The organism is Pseudomonas sp. H3(2019), assembly GCF_007713465.1.
Taxonomy (GTDB): Bacteria; Pseudomonadota; Gammaproteobacteria; order Pseudomonadales; family Pseudomonadaceae; genus Aquipseudomonas.
The window spans coordinates 56,686-77,697 of record NZ_VMSG01000021.1 but is presented as its reverse complement, the minus strand read 5'-3'; the positions used below and the strand labels follow the sequence as shown (position 1 = coordinate 77,697).

Annotated in this window: 21 protein-coding genes; 9 read left to right on the top strand and 12 right to left on the bottom strand. The window is 59.3% G+C overall.

The window, feature by feature from the left end:
- Positions 1 to 4 precede the first annotated feature (4 nt).
- The 4 genes from FPT12_RS20390 to FPT12_RS20375 all read left to right on the top strand — a co-directional run bounded on the left by FPT12_RS20390 (position 5) and on the right by FPT12_RS20375 (position 4,151).
- Complete coding sequence (locus FPT12_RS20390; RefSeq protein WP_145019187.1) at positions 5 to 1,102, top strand: amino acid ABC transporter permease; 1,098 nt, start codon at positions 5 to 7, stop codon at positions 1,100 to 1,102.
- Positions 1,103 to 1,113: 11 nt separating this feature from the next.
- Positions 1,114 to 1,878 carry an amino acid ABC transporter ATP-binding protein gene (locus FPT12_RS20385; RefSeq protein WP_010444394.1) on the top strand — a complete coding sequence of 255 codons (765 nt, stop codon included), beginning with the start codon at positions 1,114 to 1,116 and terminating at the stop codon, positions 1,876 to 1,878.
- 307 nt (positions 1,879 to 2,185) lie between these two features.
- Positions 2,186 to 2,845 carry a FadR/GntR family transcriptional regulator gene (locus FPT12_RS20380; protein ID WP_145019184.1) on the top strand — a complete coding sequence of 220 codons (660 nt, stop codon included), beginning with the start codon at positions 2,186 to 2,188 and terminating at the stop codon, positions 2,843 to 2,845.
- Positions 2,835 to 4,151, top strand: a complete 1,317-nt coding sequence (locus FPT12_RS20375; protein ID WP_145019181.1) for a CynX/NimT family MFS transporter — start codon at positions 2,835 to 2,837, stop codon at positions 4,149 to 4,151. The genes FPT12_RS20380 and FPT12_RS20375 overlap by 11 nt, the downstream gene beginning before the upstream one ends.
- Positions 4,152 to 4,158: 7 nt before the next feature.
- Here FPT12_RS20375 and FPT12_RS20370 read toward each other — a convergent pair whose 3' ends face one another.
- The 6 genes from FPT12_RS20370 to FPT12_RS20345 all read right to left on the bottom strand — a co-directional run bounded on the left by FPT12_RS20370 (position 4,159) and on the right by FPT12_RS20345 (position 10,778).
- Complete coding sequence (locus FPT12_RS20370) at positions 4,159 to 4,809, bottom strand: DUF1120 domain-containing protein (protein WP_145019178.1); 651 nt, start codon at positions 4,807 to 4,809, stop codon at positions 4,159 to 4,161.
- A gap of 84 nt (positions 4,810 to 4,893) precedes the next feature.
- Complete coding sequence (locus FPT12_RS20365; RefSeq protein ID WP_145019174.1) at positions 4,894 to 5,514, bottom strand: DUF1120 domain-containing protein; 621 nt, start codon at positions 5,512 to 5,514, stop codon at positions 4,894 to 4,896.
- Between the two features lie 84 nt (positions 5,515 to 5,598).
- On the bottom strand, positions 5,599 to 6,741 hold the full coding sequence (locus FPT12_RS20360; RefSeq protein WP_145019171.1) for a DUF1120 domain-containing protein: 1,143 nt from the start codon (positions 6,739 to 6,741) through the stop codon (positions 5,599 to 5,601).
- A gap of 10 nt (positions 6,742 to 6,751) precedes the next feature.
- On the bottom strand, positions 6,752 to 9,220 hold the full coding sequence (locus FPT12_RS20355; protein ID WP_145019168.1) for a fimbria/pilus outer membrane usher protein: 2,469 nt from the start codon (positions 9,218 to 9,220) through the stop codon (positions 6,752 to 6,754).
- 137 nt (positions 9,221 to 9,357) lie between these two features.
- The gene (locus tag FPT12_RS20350) at positions 9,358 to 10,074 is read right to left on the bottom strand and encodes a fimbria/pilus chaperone family protein (RefSeq protein ID WP_145019165.1); all 717 of its coding nucleotides are present in this window, start codon (positions 10,072 to 10,074) and stop codon (positions 9,358 to 9,360) included.
- Positions 10,075 to 10,148: 74 nt separating this feature from the next.
- Positions 10,149 to 10,778, bottom strand: a complete 630-nt coding sequence (locus FPT12_RS20345) for a DUF1120 domain-containing protein (RefSeq protein ID WP_145019162.1) — start codon at positions 10,776 to 10,778, stop codon at positions 10,149 to 10,151.
- A gap of 339 nt (positions 10,779 to 11,117) precedes the next feature.
- Here FPT12_RS20345 and FPT12_RS20340 point away from each other — a divergent pair, with 339 nt between their 5' ends.
- The 4 genes from FPT12_RS20340 (at position 11,118) to FPT12_RS20325 (ending at position 13,728) form a co-directional block, all read left to right on the top strand.
- The gene (locus tag FPT12_RS20340; protein WP_145019159.1) at positions 11,118 to 11,750 is read left to right on the top strand and encodes a response regulator; all 633 of its coding nucleotides are present in this window, start codon (positions 11,118 to 11,120) and stop codon (positions 11,748 to 11,750) included.
- 123 nt (positions 11,751 to 11,873) lie between these two features.
- Positions 11,874 to 12,344 (top strand): nuclear transport factor 2 family protein, encoded by a 471-nt coding sequence (locus FPT12_RS20335; protein WP_145019156.1) that lies wholly within the window; start codon positions 11,874 to 11,876, stop codon positions 12,342 to 12,344.
- Positions 12,345 to 12,383: 39 nt separating this feature from the next.
- Positions 12,384 to 12,704 (top strand): GIY-YIG nuclease family protein, encoded by a 321-nt coding sequence (locus tag FPT12_RS20330; protein WP_145019153.1) that lies wholly within the window; start codon positions 12,384 to 12,386, stop codon positions 12,702 to 12,704.
- Positions 12,705 to 12,792: 88 nt separating this feature from the next.
- Positions 12,793 to 13,728, top strand: a complete 936-nt coding sequence (locus tag FPT12_RS20325) for a glutathione S-transferase family protein (RefSeq protein ID WP_145019150.1) — start codon at positions 12,793 to 12,795, stop codon at positions 13,726 to 13,728.
- Positions 13,729 to 13,747: 19 nt separating this feature from the next.
- On the opposite strand, the gene FPT12_RS20320 is transcribed toward FPT12_RS20325, so the two are convergent.
- Complete coding sequence (locus tag FPT12_RS20320) at positions 13,748 to 14,098, bottom strand: glutaredoxin family protein (protein ID WP_054593884.1); 351 nt, start codon at positions 14,096 to 14,098, stop codon at positions 13,748 to 13,750.
- A complete protein-coding gene (yejK, locus tag FPT12_RS20315) occupies positions 14,098 to 15,102 on the bottom strand; it encodes a nucleoid-associated protein YejK (protein WP_054593883.1) in 1,005 nt (334 codons plus the stop codon). The genes FPT12_RS20320 and yejK overlap by 1 nt, the downstream gene beginning before the upstream one ends.
- A gap of 395 nt (positions 15,103 to 15,497) precedes the next feature.
- Between yejK and FPT12_RS20310 the strand changes: the two genes are divergently transcribed.
- Positions 15,498 to 15,779: an HU family DNA-binding protein gene (locus tag FPT12_RS20310; RefSeq protein ID WP_007905514.1), complete on the top strand. Its 282-nt coding sequence runs from the start codon at positions 15,498 to 15,500 to the stop codon at positions 15,777 to 15,779.
- 103 nt (positions 15,780 to 15,882) lie between these two features.
- On the opposite strand, the gene rlmF is transcribed toward FPT12_RS20310, so the two are convergent.
- The 4 genes from rlmF to FPT12_RS20290 form a co-directional block, all read right to left on the bottom strand.
- Positions 15,883 to 16,905 carry a 23S rRNA (adenine(1618)-N(6))-methyltransferase RlmF gene (gene rlmF, locus FPT12_RS20305; protein WP_145019147.1) on the bottom strand — a complete coding sequence of 341 codons (1,023 nt, stop codon included), beginning with the start codon at positions 16,903 to 16,905 and terminating at the stop codon, positions 15,883 to 15,885.
- A gap of 252 nt (positions 16,906 to 17,157) precedes the next feature.
- Positions 17,158 to 20,004: a valine--tRNA ligase gene (locus FPT12_RS20300; RefSeq protein ID WP_145019144.1), complete on the bottom strand. Its 2,847-nt coding sequence runs from the start codon at positions 20,002 to 20,004 to the stop codon at positions 17,158 to 17,160.
- 143 nt (positions 20,005 to 20,147) lie between these two features.
- Positions 20,148 to 20,576, bottom strand: coding sequence for a DNA polymerase III subunit chi (locus FPT12_RS20295; RefSeq protein ID WP_145019141.1), 429 nt, complete (start codon positions 20,574 to 20,576; stop codon positions 20,148 to 20,150).
- A gap of 7 nt (positions 20,577 to 20,583) precedes the next feature.
- On the bottom strand, positions 20,584 to 21,012 hold the full coding sequence (locus FPT12_RS20290) for a DNA polymerase III subunit chi (protein WP_123585119.1): 429 nt from the start codon (positions 21,010 to 21,012) through the stop codon (positions 20,584 to 20,586).

Sequence of the window (21,012 nt, the reverse complement as noted above, 5' to 3'; positions counted from 1 at the left end):
GCGCATGACGACTCATATTTTCAAACCTGACATGCCACCGCCAGGTACCAGAATCGGTATCTTGGCGTGGATGCGCGAGCACATGTTTTCCAGTTGGATCAACACGCTGCTCACGCTGTTCGCGTTCTACCTGATTTACCTGATAGTGCCGCCGATCCTGCACTGGGCGATTCTGGATGCCAACTGGGTGGGCACCACGCGCGCCGATTGCACCAAGGAAGGCGCTTGCTGGGTGTTCATTCAACAGCGTTTCGGCCAGTTCATGTACGGGTATTACCCGCCCGAACTGCGCTGGCGCGTCGACCTGACCGTGTTGCTGGCGATTGTCGGCGTGGCGCCGTTGTTCATCTCGCGCTTCCCGCGTAAAGCGGTGTACGGGCTGAGCTTTCTGGTGCTCTATCCGATTGTTGCCTACATCCTGCTGCACGGTGACATTCTGGGCCTGACCAACGTTGCGACCAGTCAATGGGGCGGCCTGATGCTGACCCTGGTGATCGCCACCGTCGGTATTGTCGGTGCGTTGCCGCTGGGGATCATGCTGGCGCTGGGCCGTCGCTCGAACATGCCGGCGATTCGCGTGGTCTGCGTGACCTTCATCGAGTTCTGGCGCGGCGTGCCGTTGATCACGGTGCTGTTTATGTCCTCGGTGATGCTGCCGTTGTTCCTGCCTGAAGGCATGAACTTCGACAAGTTGCTGCGGGCCTTGATCGGGGTGATCCTGTTCCAGTCGGCTTACGTGGCCGAAGTGGTGCGCGGTGGTCTGCAAGCGATTCCCAAAGGTCAGTACGAAGCCGCAGCAGCGATGGGCCTCGGTTACTGGCGCAGCATGGGCCTGGTGATTCTGCCGCAAGCCCTGAAGCTGGTGATTCCGGGCATCGTCAACACCTTCATTGCGCTGTTCAAGGACACGAGCCTGGTGATCATCATCGGTTTGTTCGACTTGCTCAACAGCGTCAAGCAAGCCGCCGCCGACCCGAAATGGCTGGGCATGGCTACCGAAGGCTATGTGTTTGCAGCCCTGGTGTTCTGGATTTTCTGTTTTGGTATGTCCCGCTATTCCATGCATTTGGAACGCAAGCTGGACACAGGCCACAAGCGTTAGGAGCGTAGTTTATGAGTGAAGCGATCAAACAGCCTGTGAGCCCTGAAGGCATTATTCAGATGCAGGGCGTGAACAAGTGGTACGGCCAGTTCCACGTACTGAAAGACATCAACCTGAACGTCAAGCAAGGCGAGCGTATCGTTCTGTGCGGGCCGTCGGGTTCCGGCAAGTCGACCACCATTCGCTGTCTCAACCGTCTGGAAGAGCACCAGCAGGGCCGCATCGTGGTCGATGGCGTAGAGCTGACCAACGACCTGAAACAGATCGAGGCGATTCGCCGTGAAGTCGGCATGGTGTTCCAGCACTTCAACCTGTTCCCGCACCTGACCATCCTGCAGAATTGCACGCTGGCGCCGATGTGGGTGCGCAAGATGCCCAAGCGCAAGGCTGAAGAAATTGCCATGCATTACCTGGAACGCGTACGCATTCCAGAGCAGGCGCACAAGTTCCCGGGGCAATTGTCCGGCGGTCAGCAACAGCGTGTGGCGATTGCGCGCGCGCTGTGCATGAAGCCGAAAATCATGCTGTTCGACGAACCGACTTCGGCACTCGACCCAGAGATGGTGAAAGAGGTTCTGGACACCATGATCGGCCTGGCCGAAGACGGCATGACCATGCTCTGCGTGACCCACGAAATGGGCTTCGCACGGACCGTGGCCAACCGCGTGATCTTCATGGACAAGGGCGAAATCGTCGAACAGGCTGCGCCGAACGACTTCTTCGACAACCCGCAGAACGAACGCACCAAGCTGTTCCTGAGCCAGATCCTGCATTGATGCCGGGCTGACTCGCAAAAACAAACCCGGCCTCGTGCCGGGTTTGTTTTTTCGATCAGGAAACCGAGATTACTGGCGGACCACCGTCCGGGCGGCAGGTCACCTGGAGGTAAATCTCCACAAGGGGTGTGCTCTTTTCCATAAGAAACCCTGACCTCGCTCCTAAAATCACCCTTAAAGGGTAATTTTGAATAATCGAAAAGCCCGCTCCTTTTCCACTTTGTAACCCCAGCCCGTTGCCCTCTCGGACGAAGCTGACTAACATGTCAGAAAATTCATCCTATGATTGGATGACAGGGCGAATTCAATGACAGGCACATCCCCACTGGTTAAGCGTTCTCTGGTCGATCAGGCTCTTGAACAGTTGCGCCTGCGCATCAACAACGGCGCCTGGTCAGTCGGTCAGCGCCTGCCCACTGAACCTGAGCTGGCGACCGAGCTGGGTATCAGCCGCAACACCGTGCGCGAAGCCATGCGGGTGTTGGCGTTTTCCGGGTTGATCGAGATCCGGCAGGGCGACGGCAGTTACCTGCGGGCGGTCGTCGACCCGCTCGACACGATGAAAGCCTTGTCCCGTTGTTCCCACGAACAGGCCCGGGAAACCCGGCACATCCTCGAGGTCGAGGCCATCGGTCTGGCGGCGTTGCGTCGTACCGATGAAGACCTCATCGCACTGCGTGAAGCCCTGGGTGTCAGCGGCAGTCACTACCACGGCGATCTCGATAGCTACATTGCCTGCGACCTGGTGTTCCACCGGCGTTTGGTGGACGCCGCGCATAACCCGACGCTGAGCGAGTTGTATCGCTATTTCTCCAGCATCATCGGCGCGCAACTGCGCCAGACCCTCAACATCACTCCCAGACGTCAGGAGGTGTTCGATCTGCATATCGAACTGCTCGATGCCGTCGAGCAGCGCGATCCGGAACGGGCCAAAGCCATTTCCAGGCAGTTGATCAATGAACCTTGAAACCGAGAACCTCATGTCCAGCCAGCAGGCGAATACCAGCAGCACGACCCAACTCAAACGCGCGACTGAGCTCGAAGAGCTATTGATCGATGCCGAGGCTGATGACGAACAGGTCCAGCAAAGTCATCCGGTTTTACGTCGTCCGTGGTTGTTGCTGCTGGGGCTGATTCTGGTGGCGCTGAACCTGCGCCCGGCGCTGTCGAGCATGGCGCCGCTGCTCAGCGATGTGTCGAAAAGTCTCGGGCTGTCGGCGGCCCAGGCCGGTTTGCTGACCACCTTGCCGGTGCTTTGCCTTGGGCTGTTCGCGCCGCTGGCACCGCTGCTGGCGCGGCGCTTTGGCGCTGAGCGAGTGGTGCTGGGGATTTTGCTGGCGCTGGCCGGCGGGATCATTCTGCGCAGTTCGTTCGGTGAGATCGGACTGTTTGCCGGCAGCATTCTGGCCGGCGCGAGCATTGGCGTAATCGGTGTGCTGCTACCGGGCATCGTCAAACGTGATTTTGCCAAACACGCGGGCACCATGACCGGCGTTTACACCATGGCCCTGTGCCTTGGCGCGGCCATGGCGGCTGGTGCAACGGTGCCTTTGAGCCAGCATTTCGACGAAAGCTGGGCGCTCGGTCTGGGCTTCTGGGTGATCCCGGCGCTGGTCGCGGCGATGTTCTGGTTGCCGCAAGTTGGCCAGAAACACGGCGCGCACAATGTGGCGTATCGGGTACGCGGTTTGCTGCGTGATCCACTGGCCTGGCAAGTGACCCTGTACATGGGCCTGCAATCCTCGCTGGCTTACATCGTCTTCGGCTGGTTGCCGTCGATCCTGATCGGCCGCGGCCTGACCCCGACCCAAGCCGGGCTGGTGCTGTCCGGTTCGGTGATCATCCAGTTGGCCAGTTCGCTGGCTGCGCCATGGCTGGCGACGCGCGGCAAGGATCAGCGGCTGGCGATCGTCGTCGTCATGCTCCTGACCCTCGGCGGTCTGTTCGGCTGCCTCTATGCACCGATCGAAGGGCTGTGGGGCTGGGCGATTCTGCTCGGGCTGGGGCAGGGCGGTACGTTCAGCCTGGCGCTGACCTTGATCGTGCTGCGTTCGCGCGATGCCCACGTGGCGGCCAACCTGTCGAGCATGGCCCAGGGGTTCGGTTATACGTTGGCCTCAATGGGACCCTTTGCGGTCGGTTTGGTACACGACTGGACAGGTGGCTGGACTGCACTGGGCTGGATCTTCGGGGTTATTGGCCTCGGCGCGATCATCGCCGGTCTCGGTGCCGGGCGTTCGCTGTACGTACAGGTCACCAGCGAAAAACTCTAGGCTCACGCTATAAGTAAACAACCTCCAGTATCGCCGAACCGTCGAGCAGCACATCGTCACTCAGATCCAGGGTGGAGGTTGGCGCGATGACTGTTTGCAGGGTCACCCGACTGCTCAGGTGCTGAATCGCTATCGGGCCTGCGGTACTGCCTGACACATCGGTGAATCCCAGATAGCTTCTGGCGGCAATCGGTAGGGTGTCGGCTCTCGATGTGCTCCAGGCCAGGCCACCGGTGGTGGAGTCGGTTCGGTAGACCTGAGGCCAGGTGTTCACCACGGTACTGGCGGGATCGAAGTGCAGCGAATACAGGCCGACTTTGTTGCGGCTGTGGTCGAGGTTCAGGCCGTAATCGATCTCGCTGTTGACGATGGCTGAACCGTCACGGTTATCCCGCATGCGCAGTGCGAAACGTGCGGGTGCATTGCAATTGATGCTGAGTTCTAGCGTTTCATCGCGAAGTCGTGTGCGCTTGTCGACGCTCAGAGCCTGCCGGGATATTTTTCCGTAATCGACGAGGCCAGCGCTGGATAGCGTTGGTGTACAGGCAGTCGGAGTGATAAGGCCTTTGACGCTTAAGTCCACCTTCGACGTGGCGAAGGCGCAAGTCAAGGGGCTGATCAATAGAGCTGCCGCAAGGGCCGTGAGTGCATGTTTCACCTATAAATTCCTTTTTCGGGTGGTGGGTATTGACGCTGAACTGCTCTCTCGCATTACCGCAACGAGCGGTTCAGCGTCATAGCCTTACAGGTACTTCATTTCAAACGTCGCGGAGCCGTCCATGGTGACTTCGTCGGTCAAGGTCAGGCTGTCGGCGCGGGCGATAAAGGTGATGACCTCCAGGTCCATGCTGAGGTCCTTCACGGCAATCGGGATGCTGTTATCAGCAGTAGTGCCAACCGCTACAAGCACGCTAGGGTCTATGTATCTCGCACGTTCCCAACTGGTGCCGCTATCGTCCGACATGATCGGCTGGACCTCCTGTCCATCTGCCGAGGCATACTTGGTAGTTACATAAACGAAGCCGAGCTTTTCACCTGCGTCTGTCAATCCCAACCCAAAATAGCTAATTGTTGATCCTGTTCCGGCCTTGTTGTCGATTGATTTCAGTGCAAACACAATCGGTGCATCACAGGTGACGGTCAGTTGAAGAGGATAAGTTTTTAATTGGGTGCTTCTGACCGGATCGAGGTCTCTGGCCGATATCTTGCCGTTGTCGATGACCCCTCCATTGGACAGGGTCGGCGTACAAGCCACTGGGGTGATGGTGCCCTTGACGGTCAGGTCGGTGCTCGAAGCCGCGAGAGCATAAGGCGCGCTGCAGATCAGCGCGGTGGTCGAGAGTGCTGCGAAGTACTTTTTCATCAATGTTTACTCACTTTCAGGTTGTTTTCCTTGCTGGCCCAAGGTGCTCAAGAGCGCCCCGGGTTCGAAAGGATGGGGTGGGTGTTACAGGTAAATAATCTCGATCGTCCCCGAGCCGTCGAGGTCGATGGCAGTGCTCAGGTCCAGACTCCTGGTGGGGGCGATGACGGCCTCGACAGTCACAGTGGCGCTGAGGTTCTGGATCGCGATCGGGCCCGCGGTGCTGCCGGCGCTGTCGGTAAAGCCCAGGTAGCTGTTGCTGCCGATCGGAATCGGGCTCGAATTGGCCGTACTCCAGGCCGCGCCGCTGGTGGTGGAGTCGGTTCGATACAGGCGGGCGAAGCTGTCGGCAGTCGCTTCGGCCGGGTCGAAATTCAGCGAATACAGGCCAATCTTGTTCTTGCGGTTATCGACATTCAGGCCGTAGTAAATCTCGCTGTTGACCGTCGCCGTGCCGTCGCGGTTGTCCTGCATGCGCAGGGCAAAATGGGTCGGCGCATCGCAGCCGACCCGTAACGTCAGGGTCTTGGGCGGTAGTCGGGTGCTCTTGTCGGTGTTCAGGTCGTTCCTGGACAGTGTGCCGAAGTCCACCAGGCCAGCATTGGACAGCACGGGTACGCAGGCGGCGGGAGCGAAGTTGGCTCGCAGGGTGGTTTCCCGGGTGCGGCCCGCAGCGACTGCATCGAACAAGCCGGTGGTCTCCCAGACGACCGCGTCACGTACTTGCATTGCTTGCTCCTGAGCCCAGGCCGTCAGTTCAAGCTGCGCCGAAAAATTTCGCCCTTGCAGAGGGACGCCGGCCCTTACCGGAACGACCCCGTGCTCCGGTTTCCAGATCAGGCTCGAAGCGATTTCTGCGGGGGCCTGGCCGACACTGGCAAGCAACCCCAGATCTACCGATTGACTATCGAGTACGGCATCGCGAATACGCATTTCATAGCTGCCGTGCTCGGTAAAGCGAAAGCGCTCGGCGGTGGCGGCCATGGCTCGGTAGAACAGGCTCATGTCGACGGGCTGTGAACAACTCAGGTTCAGGCTCAGACGGCGCTCGCCCAAGGTGCGCATGGGTGTCGTATCAGGGCGAATCGCCCGGTTCATCAGCCCGTAATCGAGCACCGGTTGACTCAGGTTGAACTGACAATCGTCGGCGAGCGCCCAGGCGAATGGCATGAATCCACTCAGCGGCAGGGGCGCGAGGGTCAGCAGCAAATAACGGGACAGGTTCATGAAATCATCCTCAGAGGGCTCGGCACTTGGCGGCGGTAGTCTCGTAGTACGCCTCGGTGTCGGCCCTGGCCGGCAGTTCGAAACGAAGTTCGCAGCGGTCCAGCCCCGGCGCGGTTATCCACAGCGCACGGGGATCGAGGACGTTGGGCAGAAACACCAGGCCGCCGTCCTGCACCAGGGTGACGAACTCGCCATCCTCGGTATTCACGGTCGCGCCACGGGGCAGTGGCACGCCGTTACCGGTGGTGACCTTAAGCAAGGCCCTGCGGGTCATCGTGATTCCGAACTCGATCTTGTCGACGGCACCGCGACCGGCAGAAATCACCGCCAAGCCGTTGTTGATATCGGCGTTGCGCGGCAGCGAACGGGTGTCGACTTCCACGGGGCTACGGCCGTAAGCGGCAACCTGGGAGACCACCGCCTGGCCTTGCCAGTCGGTCCAGACCGGACCGCTGGGCGTCGAGACTTTGATAGCGCCCATGTCGCCCACCGATAGCAACGCGAAGGTGTCGCGCACGGGATACGGCGACAGCGTCAGGCCGCCGCTGTGCAGCACAGCAGCACCACGGGCGCTGGCCTGATAGCTGGAGCGTTCGGCATCGGAGCGGGTGTAGTTCAGGTCCAACTGGCTGTAGCGCGGCAGCAGCGAAACACCGGCGGAGGACTGGACCTGCTTGTCGCGTGTGTCGTGTTCGACGCCGACCCTGTAACTCAGTTGATCGTTGATTTGCTCACTCAAGCCCACACCACTGCGATATTCGCCACCGGAACTGCGCACCCAGGTTCGAGCCCGGCGGCTTTCGCCCAACGGAATGCTGACATTCAGGTAAAGGCTGTCGTCGCTACGATTCGTACCACTGACTTGCCATTCGGCGGTTGCCGAGACCGATACGTTGCCAATGCTGGTGCCCCAGGACGCGAGGGCACGGCTGCTGCTTTGGCCGTCGAAGGCGGTTGAACGGCTCATGCCGCTGCTGAATGCGCCTAACCAAGGGTGCGACCATGACACTGCTGCGCTTTGTTGGTCGCGGTAACGGGATTTGCTGCTGTCTGATTTGGCGTCGAAAACCGCGTCCTCGAGCTCACGATAGCCAAAGGTTCGGTACGAGCTTCCCGCATTAAGCGACCATTGTTCGTTCAAGCGTTGCGACAGGGTCAGGTCGGCCTGAAGCCCTCGAGTGTGTTCGTTGCGACTGGCTTGAGCGCCTTGAAGGGTGGCTTGAGCCTGCGTGTCGGGCCAAGGCAACAAACCCAGGCTTGCGCCCGCCGCGCGATAATCGGCGGCGCCTGTCAGGCCTGCGCTGAGCAGTGCCTGTGGATTGAGTGCGCCGCTCCAGCCACCACTGATCACCCAGGGGGCGCTGTCCTGTGCATCGCCGATACTGCGCACTTGGCCAGCCGCCAGCGAATAGCCAGGTGCCGACAGGCCGATGCCGAGCATGGCGGCGGGGACGGTGAAGCGTCGCTCGCTGCCATCAGCTTCCTTGACCGTGACTTCAACGTCGGAGCGACTGTTGAGCCGACGCACGTTGTTCAGGGAAAACGGCCCCGCGGGAACCACTGTAGAGTGGATCAGCGCACCGTTCTGCCGAACCTCGACCTGCGCCTGGCTGTGTGCAATGCCTTCGATGGCAGCACTTTGTCCCTCGACCTGCAGCGCCTGCTCGGTCATCACCTGTACACCGGTGATCTGCGCGCCGGCCAGTACCGGGTTATAGAGGTTGATCTGACCGGCCTGCAGCACCGCTTGCTGACTGGCGAACGTGCGTTGGGCGTAAGCCGCCAGGTGGGTGGTGCGGGAAACATCGTCCTGCCAGGTCTGCACCTGACGACTGCGCACGATCCAGTCACCGGCATTGAAACCGAGCTCGGTGTTCGCTGAGGCGTAGCGACTCGATTGGTCGCCATAACGGCTCTGTAAACCGGTGACGTCGTAGTTGAGCAAACCGGCAATGCCGCCAGTTTGATAGCCCGAGAAGTCCCGGGTAACCGGCCGTATGGCATCGGTGGGCACGATCAATGACAGGCCAAGGCTTGTCGGGTCCGCTTCGATCAGGGCTTGCGGCCAGGTTCCGAGGAAGTCGTGGCAGCGAATATCGTCCAGCGTACGAGCGGGGACACTCAAGTTTGCAGCGTCGAGCAGGGCACGATCAAAGCACAACCCGCCATCGCGATTGAACGTGACATCCACCCGGCCGTGGCGCTGGCCATTGACTGTGAGGGTGACCGGATGTTTTCCGGCGGTGAAGCGCGGTGCTGCCAGCAACAAGGTTGCCAGCGCCGGATCGATACCGCGCTGTTGCAACGTGTTTTTGTCGAACGATGCCGACGACGAAACTTCGCCATGGGCATCGAGCAACATCAGCATGTTGCTCAGCAGTAACGCTGCCTTGACCCAGAGCCGTGACACGTAAGGACGAGCGGTGACCCGAATAGCGGGCACGGCTTCGCCATCACGGTAAATCAATACTGTGTTCATGGGGTTCACTTGGGTTATGCCTGCGTGCTGGGCGATTGCGCTGTGGCTTCAGTCACGCGTTTGGCGACCGTCAAACGGCTGTCGCTCTGATACATCGGCGCTCGCTGTTCCTTTGTGGCGCTGTTGGTGGTGGTTGTTCAGGATTTGATCGGTGCGTCATAGTGCGGCACCGCAAAACCGTAGACGGTGGCCGGTTGAAAGCGCAGGTGCGTGGCTTCCCCTTCAGGCACCGAAACGCTGATGTGCTCGCCGGGCAGCACGTAAGTCCTCGGCAACATCGCTTGGCCCGCCGACGGAAGCAGTTGCACCTCCTGGGCCAGGCGCACCACGTACGGGGTGTCGTTGCGCACGGTCAGTTGGCCGTTTCGCAGTGACCATTGCAGGTCCGTCCACGGTGTGCGATTGGGCGCCAGGCCCTTGGGGTGAAGAATCAGCGGCAGGTTCTGGCGCACCGTCACCCCCACTCGGGCATGTCCGGCTTCTGCGGCGGGTTTTCCTTGTGGTATGCCCTCAAAGATCACTCGTTTCAAACGCTGCGTGAGCAAGGGTTTTTCCGATTGAAGAATGAAACGCACCAATTGTGTTTTCGAGGCTTCGACGCGGGCCAGTGGTGGGGTCACGAATACCAGGGATTCGGAGTCCTCCGGGATGTCTTCAATGGAGACGTGCAGCAGAGCAAGGCTGGTGTCGGAGTTGGTCACTGAGACAGAGGCCTCGCCGTCGGCCTCGTGGACGATCACCACCGAGGTGTTCGGGATCATGCCGTCGGCCTGAACCTGCGAGGCCAGCAATAGAGCGAACGCGCCGATACCGGTGTGGATCAGATGGAGCGCGAATGTAAAAAACATCGTCATGACGTGTCTCGTTGAGTGTTTCGAATTGAAAGGGGGATAGCGGGTGGCAGGCTGTTGTTGGTGTGAGCGACGATCTACAGGTACTTGACTTCGAGGGTCGCCGAACCGTCGATGAGCACTTCGTCGGTCAGGGTCAGGCTGTCAGCACGGGCGATAAATGTACCCACCTCCATATTCACCGTCAGATTCTTGATCGACACTGGCAACCAGGTTCCTGTGGAGCGATCGCCAAAGGCAGCCCACGTGGCGGGAGGGAATCCGCTACCGTCGTAGTTCTTCCATGTTTTGCCTTGATCGATGGAACCGAGCACTTCCTTCGATCCGTTTTCTGTGATTGCGCCGGTGTACGAAAGGTCGTAGCCGCCGAGCTTCTGGTTGGTGTTAATCAGGCCCAGGCCATACATACCCGAAACAGCTGTTGAGTTTGGGCGGTTGTCTGCCAGGTTCAGCGCAAACGGAGTTGCGGCATCGCAATCAACGTTCAGCTGCAAGGCGGTGCGACCTAGAAACGTCGTTTTGGTTGCGTTTAGATCCTTGGCCGAAATTTTTCCGTAATCAATGACACCGCCGTTGGCCAGGCTGGGTGTACAGGCTGTCGGAGTGATAGTGCCCTTGACGGTCAGGTCAGTGCTGGACGCTGCGAACGTAGATGACGCAGTGGTGAGCAGCAAGGCAGCGGTCAGGAGGGATAACTGCTTGTTCATGTGTTGGCTCTTCCGTGATGTGATAGATGGGAGTTGCCCTAAGCGGGCACGGCGCAATCTATCGGCCGGGGTAGCCGGGTGGAATGCAACTAATACGAAAACGGGAGGCTCGATGTATGAAGTAGTGTTGCAGGTGAAAGTTTGTCCTCTTTCGGAACGTTCCCGTGTGGGCTGCATAGCTTGAAAATGTAAGGTTCTTCTCTTTGTTTTATAGGGGAAAAGACTAGGCCCCGAAGTCATTGGGCGAAGCGGCATTGCGATCGAGAGGGGGCATTGTGGTCGGTTCGGGGCAGCGCTATTTTTCGCGTATTTCAGTTACCAAGCAGGATAAATCCGACAATGCGCGTAATTATTGCTGACGACCATCCTGTCGTTCTCATCGGCTTGCGAATGCTCATCGATCTGAGCAGAACCTGTGTGGTCGTAGGGGAAGCCGATGGTCCAGACAGTTTGTTGAGCCTTCTTTCAACAACACGTTGCGATCTGTTGATCACCGACTTCTCGATGCCAGGCAACCAACAGGCCGACGGGCTGACGATGTTGAGCATGGTGCGACGGCGCTATCCGTCAATGCCGATCATCCTGGTGACCATGTTTGCCAACGTTGCGACGCTGAGAGCGGCATTTGCTCAAGGGGTGATGGCAATCGTTGCCAAAGGTGCCTCCGCGACGGAGCTGCCCCTGGCTATCCGGGCCGTGGGCGAAGGGCAGCGTTTTGTCAGCGAGTCCTTGCGCACAGCAATGGCTCAGTCTGGCAGCGGCAGCGCATCACCGGAACCTTCACTGTCAGCCAAGGAACATGAGGTGGTGAGAATGCTCGCCAGCGGCATGACCGTCAGTGAAATCGCCGGCCACTTCAACCGCAGCGTTTCGACTATCAGCAAACAGAAAAACATGGCCATGCACAGGCTCGGTTTATCCACGGATGTGGATCTCTTTGCCTACGCTCGCGAGAGCGGCATAGTGCATTAGGTTTTCGGTGGGCCTGGGCAGTCACGGTATTCGGCTCACGAATGCCGATAGTCTTCCGCGCGTTTGTTGACTATCGTGCAGGCATCTTTCGACGCCATTTTTGCCAATGCAGGGAGCCTGCCCATGAGTGATGCCAACCGCGCCTTGATCACCCAGTTCTATCAAGCTTTCCAGCGGCTGGATGCCGAAGCCATGAGCGCCTGCTACACCGAGGACGTGGTGTTCAGTGATCCGGCGTTCGGCGAACTGCGTGGACGCGATGCCGGCGATATGTGGCGCATGCTCACGACTCGCGCCAAAGACTTTTCCCTGACCTTCGATAACGTCCGCGCCGACGAGCGTACGGGCGGTGCGCATTGGGTGGCGACCTACCTGTTCAGCCAGACCGGCAACACGGTGGTCAACGACATTCAGGCGCGTTTTGTCTTCCGTGACGGCAAGATCTGCGAGCACCACGACCATTTCGATCTGTGGCGCTGGTCGCGTCAGGCATTGGGTTTCAAAGGTCTGTTGCTGGGCTGGACACCGTTGGTGAGCAATGCCGTTCGCGCGCAGGCCTTGAAGGGGCTGAGGGCATTTCAGGCCAGTCGCTGATAAGATCTCGGCTTGTTTCCTACAAGCCTTGATCGTCACGTGAACACCCTGAGCGAAGTTTCCGTCAGCGAACCTGCAACCCTAGCCACGCAGAGCAAACCCTGGTTCGTCTATCTGGTTCGCGCGGCCAACGGTTCGCTGTACTGCGGGATCAGCGACGACCCTGTCCGGCGTTTTGCCACTCATCAAAGCGGTAAAGGTGCGCGTTTTTTCCTCTCCAGCCCGGCTGTTGCGCTGGTGTACACCGAAGCCTGCCGCGACAAGAGCGAAGCACTGCGTCAGGAACGTCTGATCAAAAAACTCAAGAAAAGCGCCAAGGAGTGCCTGGTGGCGAGTGCTGCTGCAGGCTTATCAATCTGACTGATAAGGGCTCATCAGGCGGATGGGTAGGCCGCTAATCGATTGCGCGCTAAGCTGCTGACTTCTAACACTTGCAGCGGGTTCCAGCATGTCAGAGTTGATTCTCCATAATTACCCGACTTCTCCTTTCGCGGAAAAGACCCGGTTGTTGCTCGGTTTCAAAGGCTTGTCCTGGCGTTCGGTGATGATCCCGCGTGTGATGCCAAAACCTGATTTGACCGCACTGACCGGTGGTTACCGCAAGACCCCGGTGTTGCAGATTGGCGCCGATATCTACTGCGACACAGCGTTGATTGCTCGCCGTCTGGAGCAGGAAAAAGCTTCGCCTGCATTGTTCCCGGAAGGTCGGGAGATGATCGCTGCAAGCTTCGCCGCCTGGGCTGATTCGGTGGTGTTTCAGCACGCGGTGAGCCTGGTGTTCCAGCCAGAATCGGTGGCGGTGCGTTTTGCCAAGTTGTCTCCAGAAGCGATCAAGGCTTTTGTTGCTGACCGTGCCGGGCTGTTCAGCGGTGGCAGTGCTACGCGGTTGTCGGCCGAGCAGGCCATGCACCAATGGCCGACGATCATGGCGCGGCTTGAGCAGCAGTTAGAGCGCGAGGACGGTGACTATTTGTTCGGCGAGCCTTCGATTGCCGACTTCGCCATGGCTCACCCGTTGTGGTTCCTCAAGGGCACACCAGTGACGGCGTCGTTGGTCGATGTTTATCCGGCGGTGTCGGCGTGGTTGGCTCGGGTCATGGGCTTCGGGCATGGGGCGTTCAGCGAGATGACCTCTGAAGAGGCGCTGGAGGTTTCGCGTCATTCAACACCAGCGGCCTTGCCGGATGAACAATTCGATGAGCCCAACGGCTTCAAGGTCGGCCAGCAAGTGGTGGTCGCCGCGGTTGACTATGGTGTTGATCCGGTCGCGGGCGAGTTGCTGTTTGCAGGACGCGAAGAGCTGATCCTGCGCCGTGAAGATGAGCGCGGTGGGCGGGTGCATGTGCACTTCCCGCGGTTTGGCTTTCGCATCGACGCGAGCTGACCCGTAGGAGACGTGCGGGTTATTTCAGGGCAGTGAGGATCGCCTCAGGCTCATAACCGCGAATCAATGTGCCGTTCACGTCCAGCATCGGAATTCCACGTCCGCCCAGCGCTTCATAAGTCTTGCGTGCTTCGGCATCTTTCTCGATGTCGAATTCGCGGTAAGGAATGCCTTTCTGGTCGAGAAAGCGCCGGGTCAGTTTGCAGTAACCGCACCAGTCGGTGGCGTAGAGCACGACTCTGGCGTTGGCCTGGGTCTGCTCGGACACCACTTGCGAAGGATTGAACACCCGCTCGATCTTGCCCCAGTTCTGGTAGGCCACAACCACCAGCAGGATCAGCAGGAATTTCTTCAGTACTCCGTTCAGCATCAGTTGCGGCGCTTCAGCTGATCGGTCAGCTGGGTCGGCAGGCCCTTGATGATCAGCGTGCCGGCTTCTTCGTCGTATTCGATCTTCGAGCCCAGCAGGTGCGCTTCGAAGCTGATGGACAGGCCTTCGGCGCGGCCGGTGAAGCGGCGGAACTGGTTCAGGGTGCGTTTGTCTGCCGGAATCTCTGGCGACAGGCCGTAATCCTTGTTACGGATGTGATCGTAGAAAGCTTTCGGGCGTTCTTCGTCGATCAATTCCGACAACTCTTCGAGGCCCATCGGTTCGCCGAGTTTTGCCTGGCTGCTGGCGTAGTCGACCAGGGTCTTGGTCTTCTCGCGGGCGGACTCTTCCGGCAGGTCTTCGCTTTCAACGAAGTCACTGAACGCCTTGAGCAGGGTACGGGTTTCGCCCGGACCGTCGACGCCTTCCTGGCAGCCGATGAAGTCGCGGAAATACTCCGAAACCTTCTTGCCGTTCTTGCCCTTGATGAACGAAATGTACTGCTTGGACTGCTTGTTGTTCTGCCACTCGGACACGTTGATTCGTGCTGCCAGGTGCAACTGGCCAAGATCCAGGTGGCGGGACGGTGTTACATCAAGCTGGTCAGTCACTGCCACGCCTTCGCTGTGGTGCAGCAGGGCGATGGCCAGGTAGTCGGTCATGCCTTGCTGATAGTGCGCAAACAGCACATGGCCGCCGGTCGACAGGTTCGACTCTTCCATCAGCTTTTGCAGGTGTTCCACGGCAACGCGGCTGAACGCCGTGAAGTCCTTGCCGCCGTCGAGGTATTCCTTCAGCCAGCCGCTGAACGGGTGCGCGCCGGACTCGGCATGGAACAAACCCCAGGCCTTGCCTTGTTTGGCGTTATAGCTTTCGTTGAGGTCGGCGAGCATGTTCTCGATGGCCGTGGACTCTGCAAGTTCCGAGTCGCGGGCGTGGAGAACTGCAGGAGTGCCGTCGGGTTTTTTGTCGATCAGGTGGACGATGCAATGACGGATCGGCATGGGCTTCTCGGCTGATTGAAGAGAGGAGGGCGTGCTCCCCGAAAAAGTGCCCAGTGTACCGCACCTGCTGGTTTTGGCGGTGCTTGAAGGGTATTCGAGGCGTGTCTGATCGGGCTTATGCGCTTTTTTCCGGATTTAGAGCAATAAAGCTGACCAAATGGGTAGGTAGAGGCGGATATTTCCCCGTCTCTGTGCTAGTTTTGCCCGGTCTTACGCGAAGTCACTGCGTTAAGCGTGCATTCAGCATTTGTCAGGTCGAACCAAACCCTGATTTCGGCATCTATAACCCCGACCTGTCGGTGTTATAGCCGAGGGTGCCAGATCCAGAAGATCGGGCTCGATGGCTGACACTGCACTCTGCAATCCATATGAATTTGATAGGGAAGGAACACCACATGGCTCTTACTAAAGACCAACTGATCGCCGATATCGCTGAAGCTATCGACGCGCCAAAAACCACCGCGCGTAACGCTCTGGACCAACTGGGCCAAATCGTTGCTGATCAACTGGAAAACGGCGGCGAAATCACTCTGCCAGGTATCGGCAAGCTGAAAGTGACCGAGCGTCCTGCCCGTACCGGCCGCAACCCTTCGACTGGCGCTGCCATCGAAATCGCTGCCAAGAAAGTTATCAAGCTGGTCGTGGCTAAAGGCCTGACTGACGCTGTTAACAAGTAAGACCGCAGTAAAAAAAACCGTGCGCCGGGACAACCCGGGCACGGTTTTTTTGTACCTGCGATTTCTGCGATTGGTCCAGGGCCAATCGCTGTTCAGCCGCTACTCAGCTCTTGCGAACCCAGCGTTCGCGCCAGACCTGCTGCTCGGATTTAGTCTGGAAGGTCCAGGCGACAAAACGGCTTTGCTTCTGGCCCTGAGACATCTCCACAACCTGGCTTTCCAGCACGCCGGCCTTTTTCAGCGCGGTCTGGATCGCAGGCAGGTTTGAGGCTTTCGAGACCAGGGTGCTGAACCACAGCACTTTGTGTTGGAAGTGCGCGCTCTCGGCGATCAGTTGCGTCACAAACCGTGCTTCGCCACCTTCACACCACAGCTCGGCCGATTGACCACCAAAGTTCAGCACCGGCAGTTTGCGCTTCGGGTCGGCGCGGCCCAGCGCACGCCATTTACGCTCGCTGCCTCGGGTAGCCTCGTCCATCGAGGCGTGGAACGGCGGGTTGCACATGGTCAGGTCAAAGCGTTCGCCGGGTTCGAGCAGGCCCAGCAAAATGTGCTTGGGATTGCTTTGCTGGCGCAACTGAATGGCTTTGTTCAGCCCGTTGGACTGCACGATGGCTTTGGCGGCGGCGAGGGCCGTCGGGTCGATTTCCGAGCCGAGGAAGTGCCAGCGATAGTCGCTGTAGCCGATCAACGGATAGACGCAGTTGGCGCCCATGCCGATATCGAGCACCTTGACCGGTGCGCCCCGAGGGATCTCGCCATCGTTGACGCTGGCCAGCAGGTCCGCGAGGAAGTGCACATAGTCGGCACGCCCCGGCACCGGTGGGCACAGGTAATCGGCCGGAATGTCCCAATGGGCAATGCCGTAGAACGACTTGAGCAGCGCCCGGTTGAACACCCGCACGGCATCCGGGCTGGCAAAGTCGATGCTCTCTTTGCCATAGGGATTGATGATCACGAACTTCGCCAGCTCAGGCGTGGTCTTGATCAGCGCCGGGAAGTCGTAACGGCCCTGGTGGCGGTTGCGCGGGTGCAGGCTGGCCTTCTCGCGCGGTTCGACGGCTTTGGCCGGGGTCGCAGGTTTTGGCTTTTGGCGCGGGGCTTTGGGTTTGCTAGGGGCGGTCATGGGGAGTCGATTCAGGGTTTTGGCTCAAAGTGGGGGCATTGTCCCACATCAGCTCAGGATTGATGACAAAAGTGCAGATAGCACCGATCAAGTGTGGGAGCGGGCTTGCTCGCGAAGGCGGTTTAACATTCAACATTCATGTTGGCTGACACACTGCTTCGCGAGCAAGCCCGCTTGTATGTTTAGGGGAATGTGCAGGCAAAAAAAGGGAGGCCTTCGCAGGCCTCCCTTTTTAACCGCTGGAGTTACCAGTTACAAACTGGCAATCCGCGCATGCTGCTCGGCCAGCTTGCCCAAAGCCTGTTCGGCTTCAGCCAGTTTGGCGCGTTCCTTCTCGATAACGTCGGCCGGGGCCTTGTCGACGAAGCCAGCGTTGGACAGCTTGCCGCCGACACGCTGGACTTCGCCTTGCAGGCGCTGGATTTCCTTGTCCAGGCGCGCCAGTTCGGCGTTTTTGTCGATCAGACCGGCCATCGGCACCAGCACTTCCATCTCGCCCACCAGTGCGGTCGCAGACAGCGGTGCTTCTTCGCCTGCAGCCAATACGGTGATCGACTCGAGCTTGGCCAGCTTCTTCAGCAGGACTTCGTTCTCGGTGAGGCGACGCTGATCTTCGGCGCTGACGTTCTTCAGGAACAACGGCAATGGCTTGCCCGGGCCGATGTTCATTTCGCCACGAATGTTACGCGTGCCGAGCATCAGGCCCTTGAGCCATTCAATGTCGTCTTCGGCGGCCTGGTCGATGCGTGCCTCAACGGCCACTGGCCAAGGTTGCAGCATGATCGTCTTGCCTTCGATACCGGCCAGCGGCGCAATACGCTGCCAGATTTCTTCGGTGATGAACGGCATGAACGGGTGGGCCAGACGCAAGGCGACTTCCAGCACGCGAACCAGCGTGCGACGGGTGCCGCGTTGGCGCTCTACGGCTGCGTTTTCGTCCCACAGCACAGGCTTGGAGAGTTCCAGGTACCAGTCGCAATACTGGTTCCAGATGAACTCGTACAAGGCCTGTGCCGCCAGGTCGAAGCGGAACTGGTCGAGTTGACGGGTCACTTCGGCTTCGGTGCGTTGCAGCTGCGAAATGATCCAGCGATCCGCCAGCGACAACTCGTAGGCTTCGCCGTTCTGGCCGCAGTCTTCGCCCTTGTCCAGCACGTAGCGCGCGGCGTTCCAGATCTTGTTGCAGAAGTTGCGATAGCCTTCGACGCGGCCCATATCGAACTTGATGTCGCGACCGGTCGAGGCCAGCGAGCAGAACGTGAAGCGCAGGGCGTCGGTGCCGTAGCTGGCGATGCCGTCGGCGAACTCGTCGCGGGTCTGCTTCTCGATCTTCTTCGCGAGTTTCGGCTGCATCATGCCCGAGGTGCGTTTTTCCACCAGTGCTTCGAGCTCGATACCGTCGATGATGTCCAGCGGGTCCAGGACGTTGCCCTTGGACTTGGACATCTTCTGGCCCTGGCCATCACGCACCAGGCCGTGCACATACACGGTCTTGAACGGAACCTGCGGCGTGCCATCTTCGTTTTTCACCAAATGCATGGTGAGCATGATCATCCGGGCAACCCAGAAGAAAATGATGTCGAAGCCGGTCACCAGCACGTCGGTGGAGTGGAACTTCTTCAGGAATTCAGTCTGCTGCGGCCAACCGAGCGTGGAGAAGGTCCACAGGCCTGAGCTGAACCAGGTGTCGAGCACGTCATTGTCCTGTTGCAGCGCAACGTCGGGACCCAAGTTGTGCTTGGCACGCACTTCGGCTTCGTCGCGACCGACGTAGACCTTGCCCGACTCGTCGTACCAGGCCGGAATCCGGTGGCCCCACCACAGCTGACGGCTGATGCACCAGTCCTGGATGTCGCGCATCCACGAGAAGTACATGTTTTCGTACTGCTTGGGCACGAACGCGATACGGCCGTCTTCAACGGCGGCAATCGCAGGCTCGGCCAGCGGCTTGGTGGAAACGTACCATTGGTCGGTCAGCCACGGCTCGATGATGGTGCCGGAGCGGTCGCCTTTCGGTACTTTCAGGGCGTGATCGTCGACGCTGACCAGCAGGCCGGCCGCTTCGAACGCGGCAACGATTTCCTTACGGGCCTGGAAACGGTTGAGGCCGGCGTATTCAGCGGGCAGTGTGCCGTCGATCTCTTCGTTGACGCTGCCATCGAGATTGAAGACCTGGGCAACTGCCAGCACTTCGGCGTTCTTGTCGAAGATGTTCAGCAGCGGCAGGTTGTGGCGCTTGCCGACTTCATAGTCGTTGAAATCGTGGGCCGGGGTGATTTTCACGCAACCGGTGCCGAATTCAGGGTCGCAGTAATCGTCAGCGATGATCGGGATGCGGCGGCCAACCAGTGGCAGCTCGACATACTTGCCGATCAGCGCTTTGTAGCGTTCATCGTTCGGGTTAACCGCCACGGCAGCGTCGCCGAGCATGGTTTCCGGGCGAGTGGTCGCGACGATCAGGTAATCGTTGCCTTCAGCGGTCTTGGCGCCGTCGGCCAGTGGGTACTTGAGGTTCCACAGGAAACCTTTTTCGTCGTGGTTTTCCACTTCGAGGTCGGAAATCGCCGTGTGCAGCTTGGTGTCCCAGTTGACCAGGCGCTTGCCGCGGTAGATCAGGCCGTCTTCGTGCAGGCGTACGAAGGCTTCCTTGACCGCTTCCGAGAGGCCGTCGTCCATGGTGAAGCGCTCGCGACTCCAGTCGACGGACGAGCCGAGGCGGCGGATTTGACGGCTGATGTTGCCGCCGGACTCATCCTTCCACTCCCAGACTTTCTCGAGGAATTTCTCGCGGCCCAGATCGTGGCGATTCTGGCCCTTGGCTTCGAGCTGACGCTCCACCAGCATTTGCGTGGCGATACCAGCGTGGTCGGTGCCCGGTTGCCACAGGGTGTTGCGACCCTGCATGCGGCGGAAACGGATCAGTGCGTCCATGATCGCGTTGTTGAAGCCATGACCCATGTGCAGGCTGCCAGTGACGTTCGGCGGCGGGATCATGATGGTGTAGGACTCGCCCGCGCCTTGCGGGGCGAAGTAATTCTCAGACTCCCAGGTGTTGTACCAGGAAGTTTCAATGGCGTGCGGCTGGTAGGTCTTATCCATGCGCGGCGGGACCCTATTGGCATTTATTCAGGAAAAGCCGGGAAGTATAGCGGGGATGTTCCAATGCGCGTAGAGCGAGGTGATAAGCAGGCGCAGAAATGTGGGGGACAAGCCCCCTTGCCACAGGGAAATGCGCCCAGGTTTCAGGCTTCGTACTGACTCAACAACCGCTCCATTCGCGCATCCAGCCGGCGTTTGATCTCGGTTTCGATGTGCGGCGCGAAGTCGTCGATCACGTCTTGCATGATCATTTGCGCGGCAGCGCGCAGTTCGTCGTTCAAGTGCAGCATGACATCGGCGCCTTGCTGGACTGATGAGGTCGGAGCCGGAGCCGGAGCGGCGACAGGCGCGGGCGCAGGTGTCGGTGGTGGAGCAGGTGGTTCGATGATTTCAGCCTGCGGTTTGCCGCCGACCTGATCGAACAACATCGGAATCTGGCCCTCATCACTGCCTTGCTCGACGGTGTCGGTCAGCAGCGGTGGTTGCAGGTTGTCATCGCCGAGCAACTGGCGGATCGACTCGAGGTCGTCCAGCAGGTGTGCGGACTTTTGCAGCTGGTTTGACGTGTCCATCATGTGCTCAGAGTCGCTGTAAACGGTGATCTTGCAGAGGATAGCCCTGTTCGCGGTAGAAACGGAAACTCTCCCGCGCGGCCTGACGAATAGTCGGGTCTTCAACCACTACTTCGGCCACACGGGCAAAGCGCTGGGCAAAAGACGGGACTTTGAGATCAAGATTGACCAGCAAGTCCTGGTGTTGTCCTGGATCGTCTCCCAGACCGAGCACTACCAAACCGTCCGGTTCGTTTTCGGCGGGGCCGTGAGGCACGAAGCTTTCGCCTTTGAACGCCCACAGGCGTGCATCGAGATCGTCGCGTTGGGCGGCATCGCTGCAATGCAGGTAAATGCGGTGGCCCATGCGCCAGGCTTTTTCGGTGAGCTTGCAGGCAAAATCCAGCCGCGCGGAAGGATCGGCGCTGGGCAGGATATAGAAGTCGACTTTGGTCAT

Excerpts from the sequence above, each read along its gene's own strand:
- FPT12_RS20390 (WP_145019187.1), top strand. The coding sequence starts at position 5 with ATGACGACTCATATTTTCAAACCTGACATGCCACCGCCAGGTACCAGA.
- FPT12_RS20385 (WP_010444394.1), top strand. The coding sequence starts at position 1,114 with ATGAGTGAAGCGATCAAACAGCCTGTGAGCCCTGAAGGCATTATTCAG.
- FPT12_RS20380 (WP_145019184.1), top strand. The coding sequence starts at position 2,186 with ATGACAGGCACATCCCCACTGGTTAAGCGTTCTCTGGTCGATCAGGCT.
- FPT12_RS20375 (WP_145019181.1), top strand. The coding sequence starts at position 2,835 with ATGAACCTTGAAACCGAGAACCTCATGTCCAGCCAGCAGGCGAATACC.
- FPT12_RS20365 (WP_145019174.1), bottom strand. The coding sequence starts at position 5,514 with ATGAAAAAGTACTTCGCAGCACTCTCGACCACCGCGCTGATCTGCAGC.
- FPT12_RS20360 (WP_145019171.1), bottom strand. The coding sequence starts at position 6,741 with ATGAACCTGTCCCGTTATTTGCTGCTGACCCTCGCGCCCCTGCCGCTG.
- FPT12_RS20355 (WP_145019168.1), bottom strand. The coding sequence starts at position 9,220 with ATGAACACAGTATTGATTTACCGTGATGGCGAAGCCGTGCCCGCTATT.
- FPT12_RS20350 (WP_145019165.1), bottom strand. The coding sequence starts at position 10,074 with ATGACGATGTTTTTTACATTCGCGCTCCATCTGATCCACACCGGTATC.
- FPT12_RS20345 (WP_145019162.1), bottom strand. The coding sequence starts at position 10,778 with ATGAACAAGCAGTTATCCCTCCTGACCGCTGCCTTGCTGCTCACCACT.
- FPT12_RS20340 (WP_145019159.1), top strand. The coding sequence starts at position 11,118 with ATGCGCGTAATTATTGCTGACGACCATCCTGTCGTTCTCATCGGCTTG.
- FPT12_RS20335 (WP_145019156.1), top strand. The coding sequence starts at position 11,874 with ATGAGTGATGCCAACCGCGCCTTGATCACCCAGTTCTATCAAGCTTTC.
- FPT12_RS20325 (WP_145019150.1), top strand. The coding sequence starts at position 12,793 with ATGTCAGAGTTGATTCTCCATAATTACCCGACTTCTCCTTTCGCGGAA.
- FPT12_RS20320 (WP_054593884.1), bottom strand. The coding sequence starts at position 14,098 with ATGCTGAACGGAGTACTGAAGAAATTCCTGCTGATCCTGCTGGTGGTT.
- yejK (WP_054593883.1), bottom strand. The coding sequence starts at position 15,102 with ATGCCGATCCGTCATTGCATCGTCCACCTGATCGACAAAAAACCCGAC.
- FPT12_RS20310 (WP_007905514.1), top strand. The coding sequence starts at position 15,498 with ATGGCTCTTACTAAAGACCAACTGATCGCCGATATCGCTGAAGCTATC.
- rlmF (WP_145019147.1), bottom strand. The coding sequence starts at position 16,905 with ATGACCGCCCCTAGCAAACCCAAAGCCCCGCGCCAAAAGCCAAAACCT.
- FPT12_RS20300 (WP_145019144.1), bottom strand. The coding sequence starts at position 20,004 with ATGGATAAGACCTACCAGCCGCACGCCATTGAAACTTCCTGGTACAAC.
- FPT12_RS20295 (WP_145019141.1), bottom strand. The coding sequence starts at position 20,576 with ATGGACACGTCAAACCAGCTGCAAAAGTCCGCACACCTGCTGGACGAC.
- FPT12_RS20290 (WP_123585119.1), bottom strand. The coding sequence starts at position 21,012 with ATGACCAAAGTCGACTTCTATATCCTGCCCAGCGCCGATCCTTCCGCG.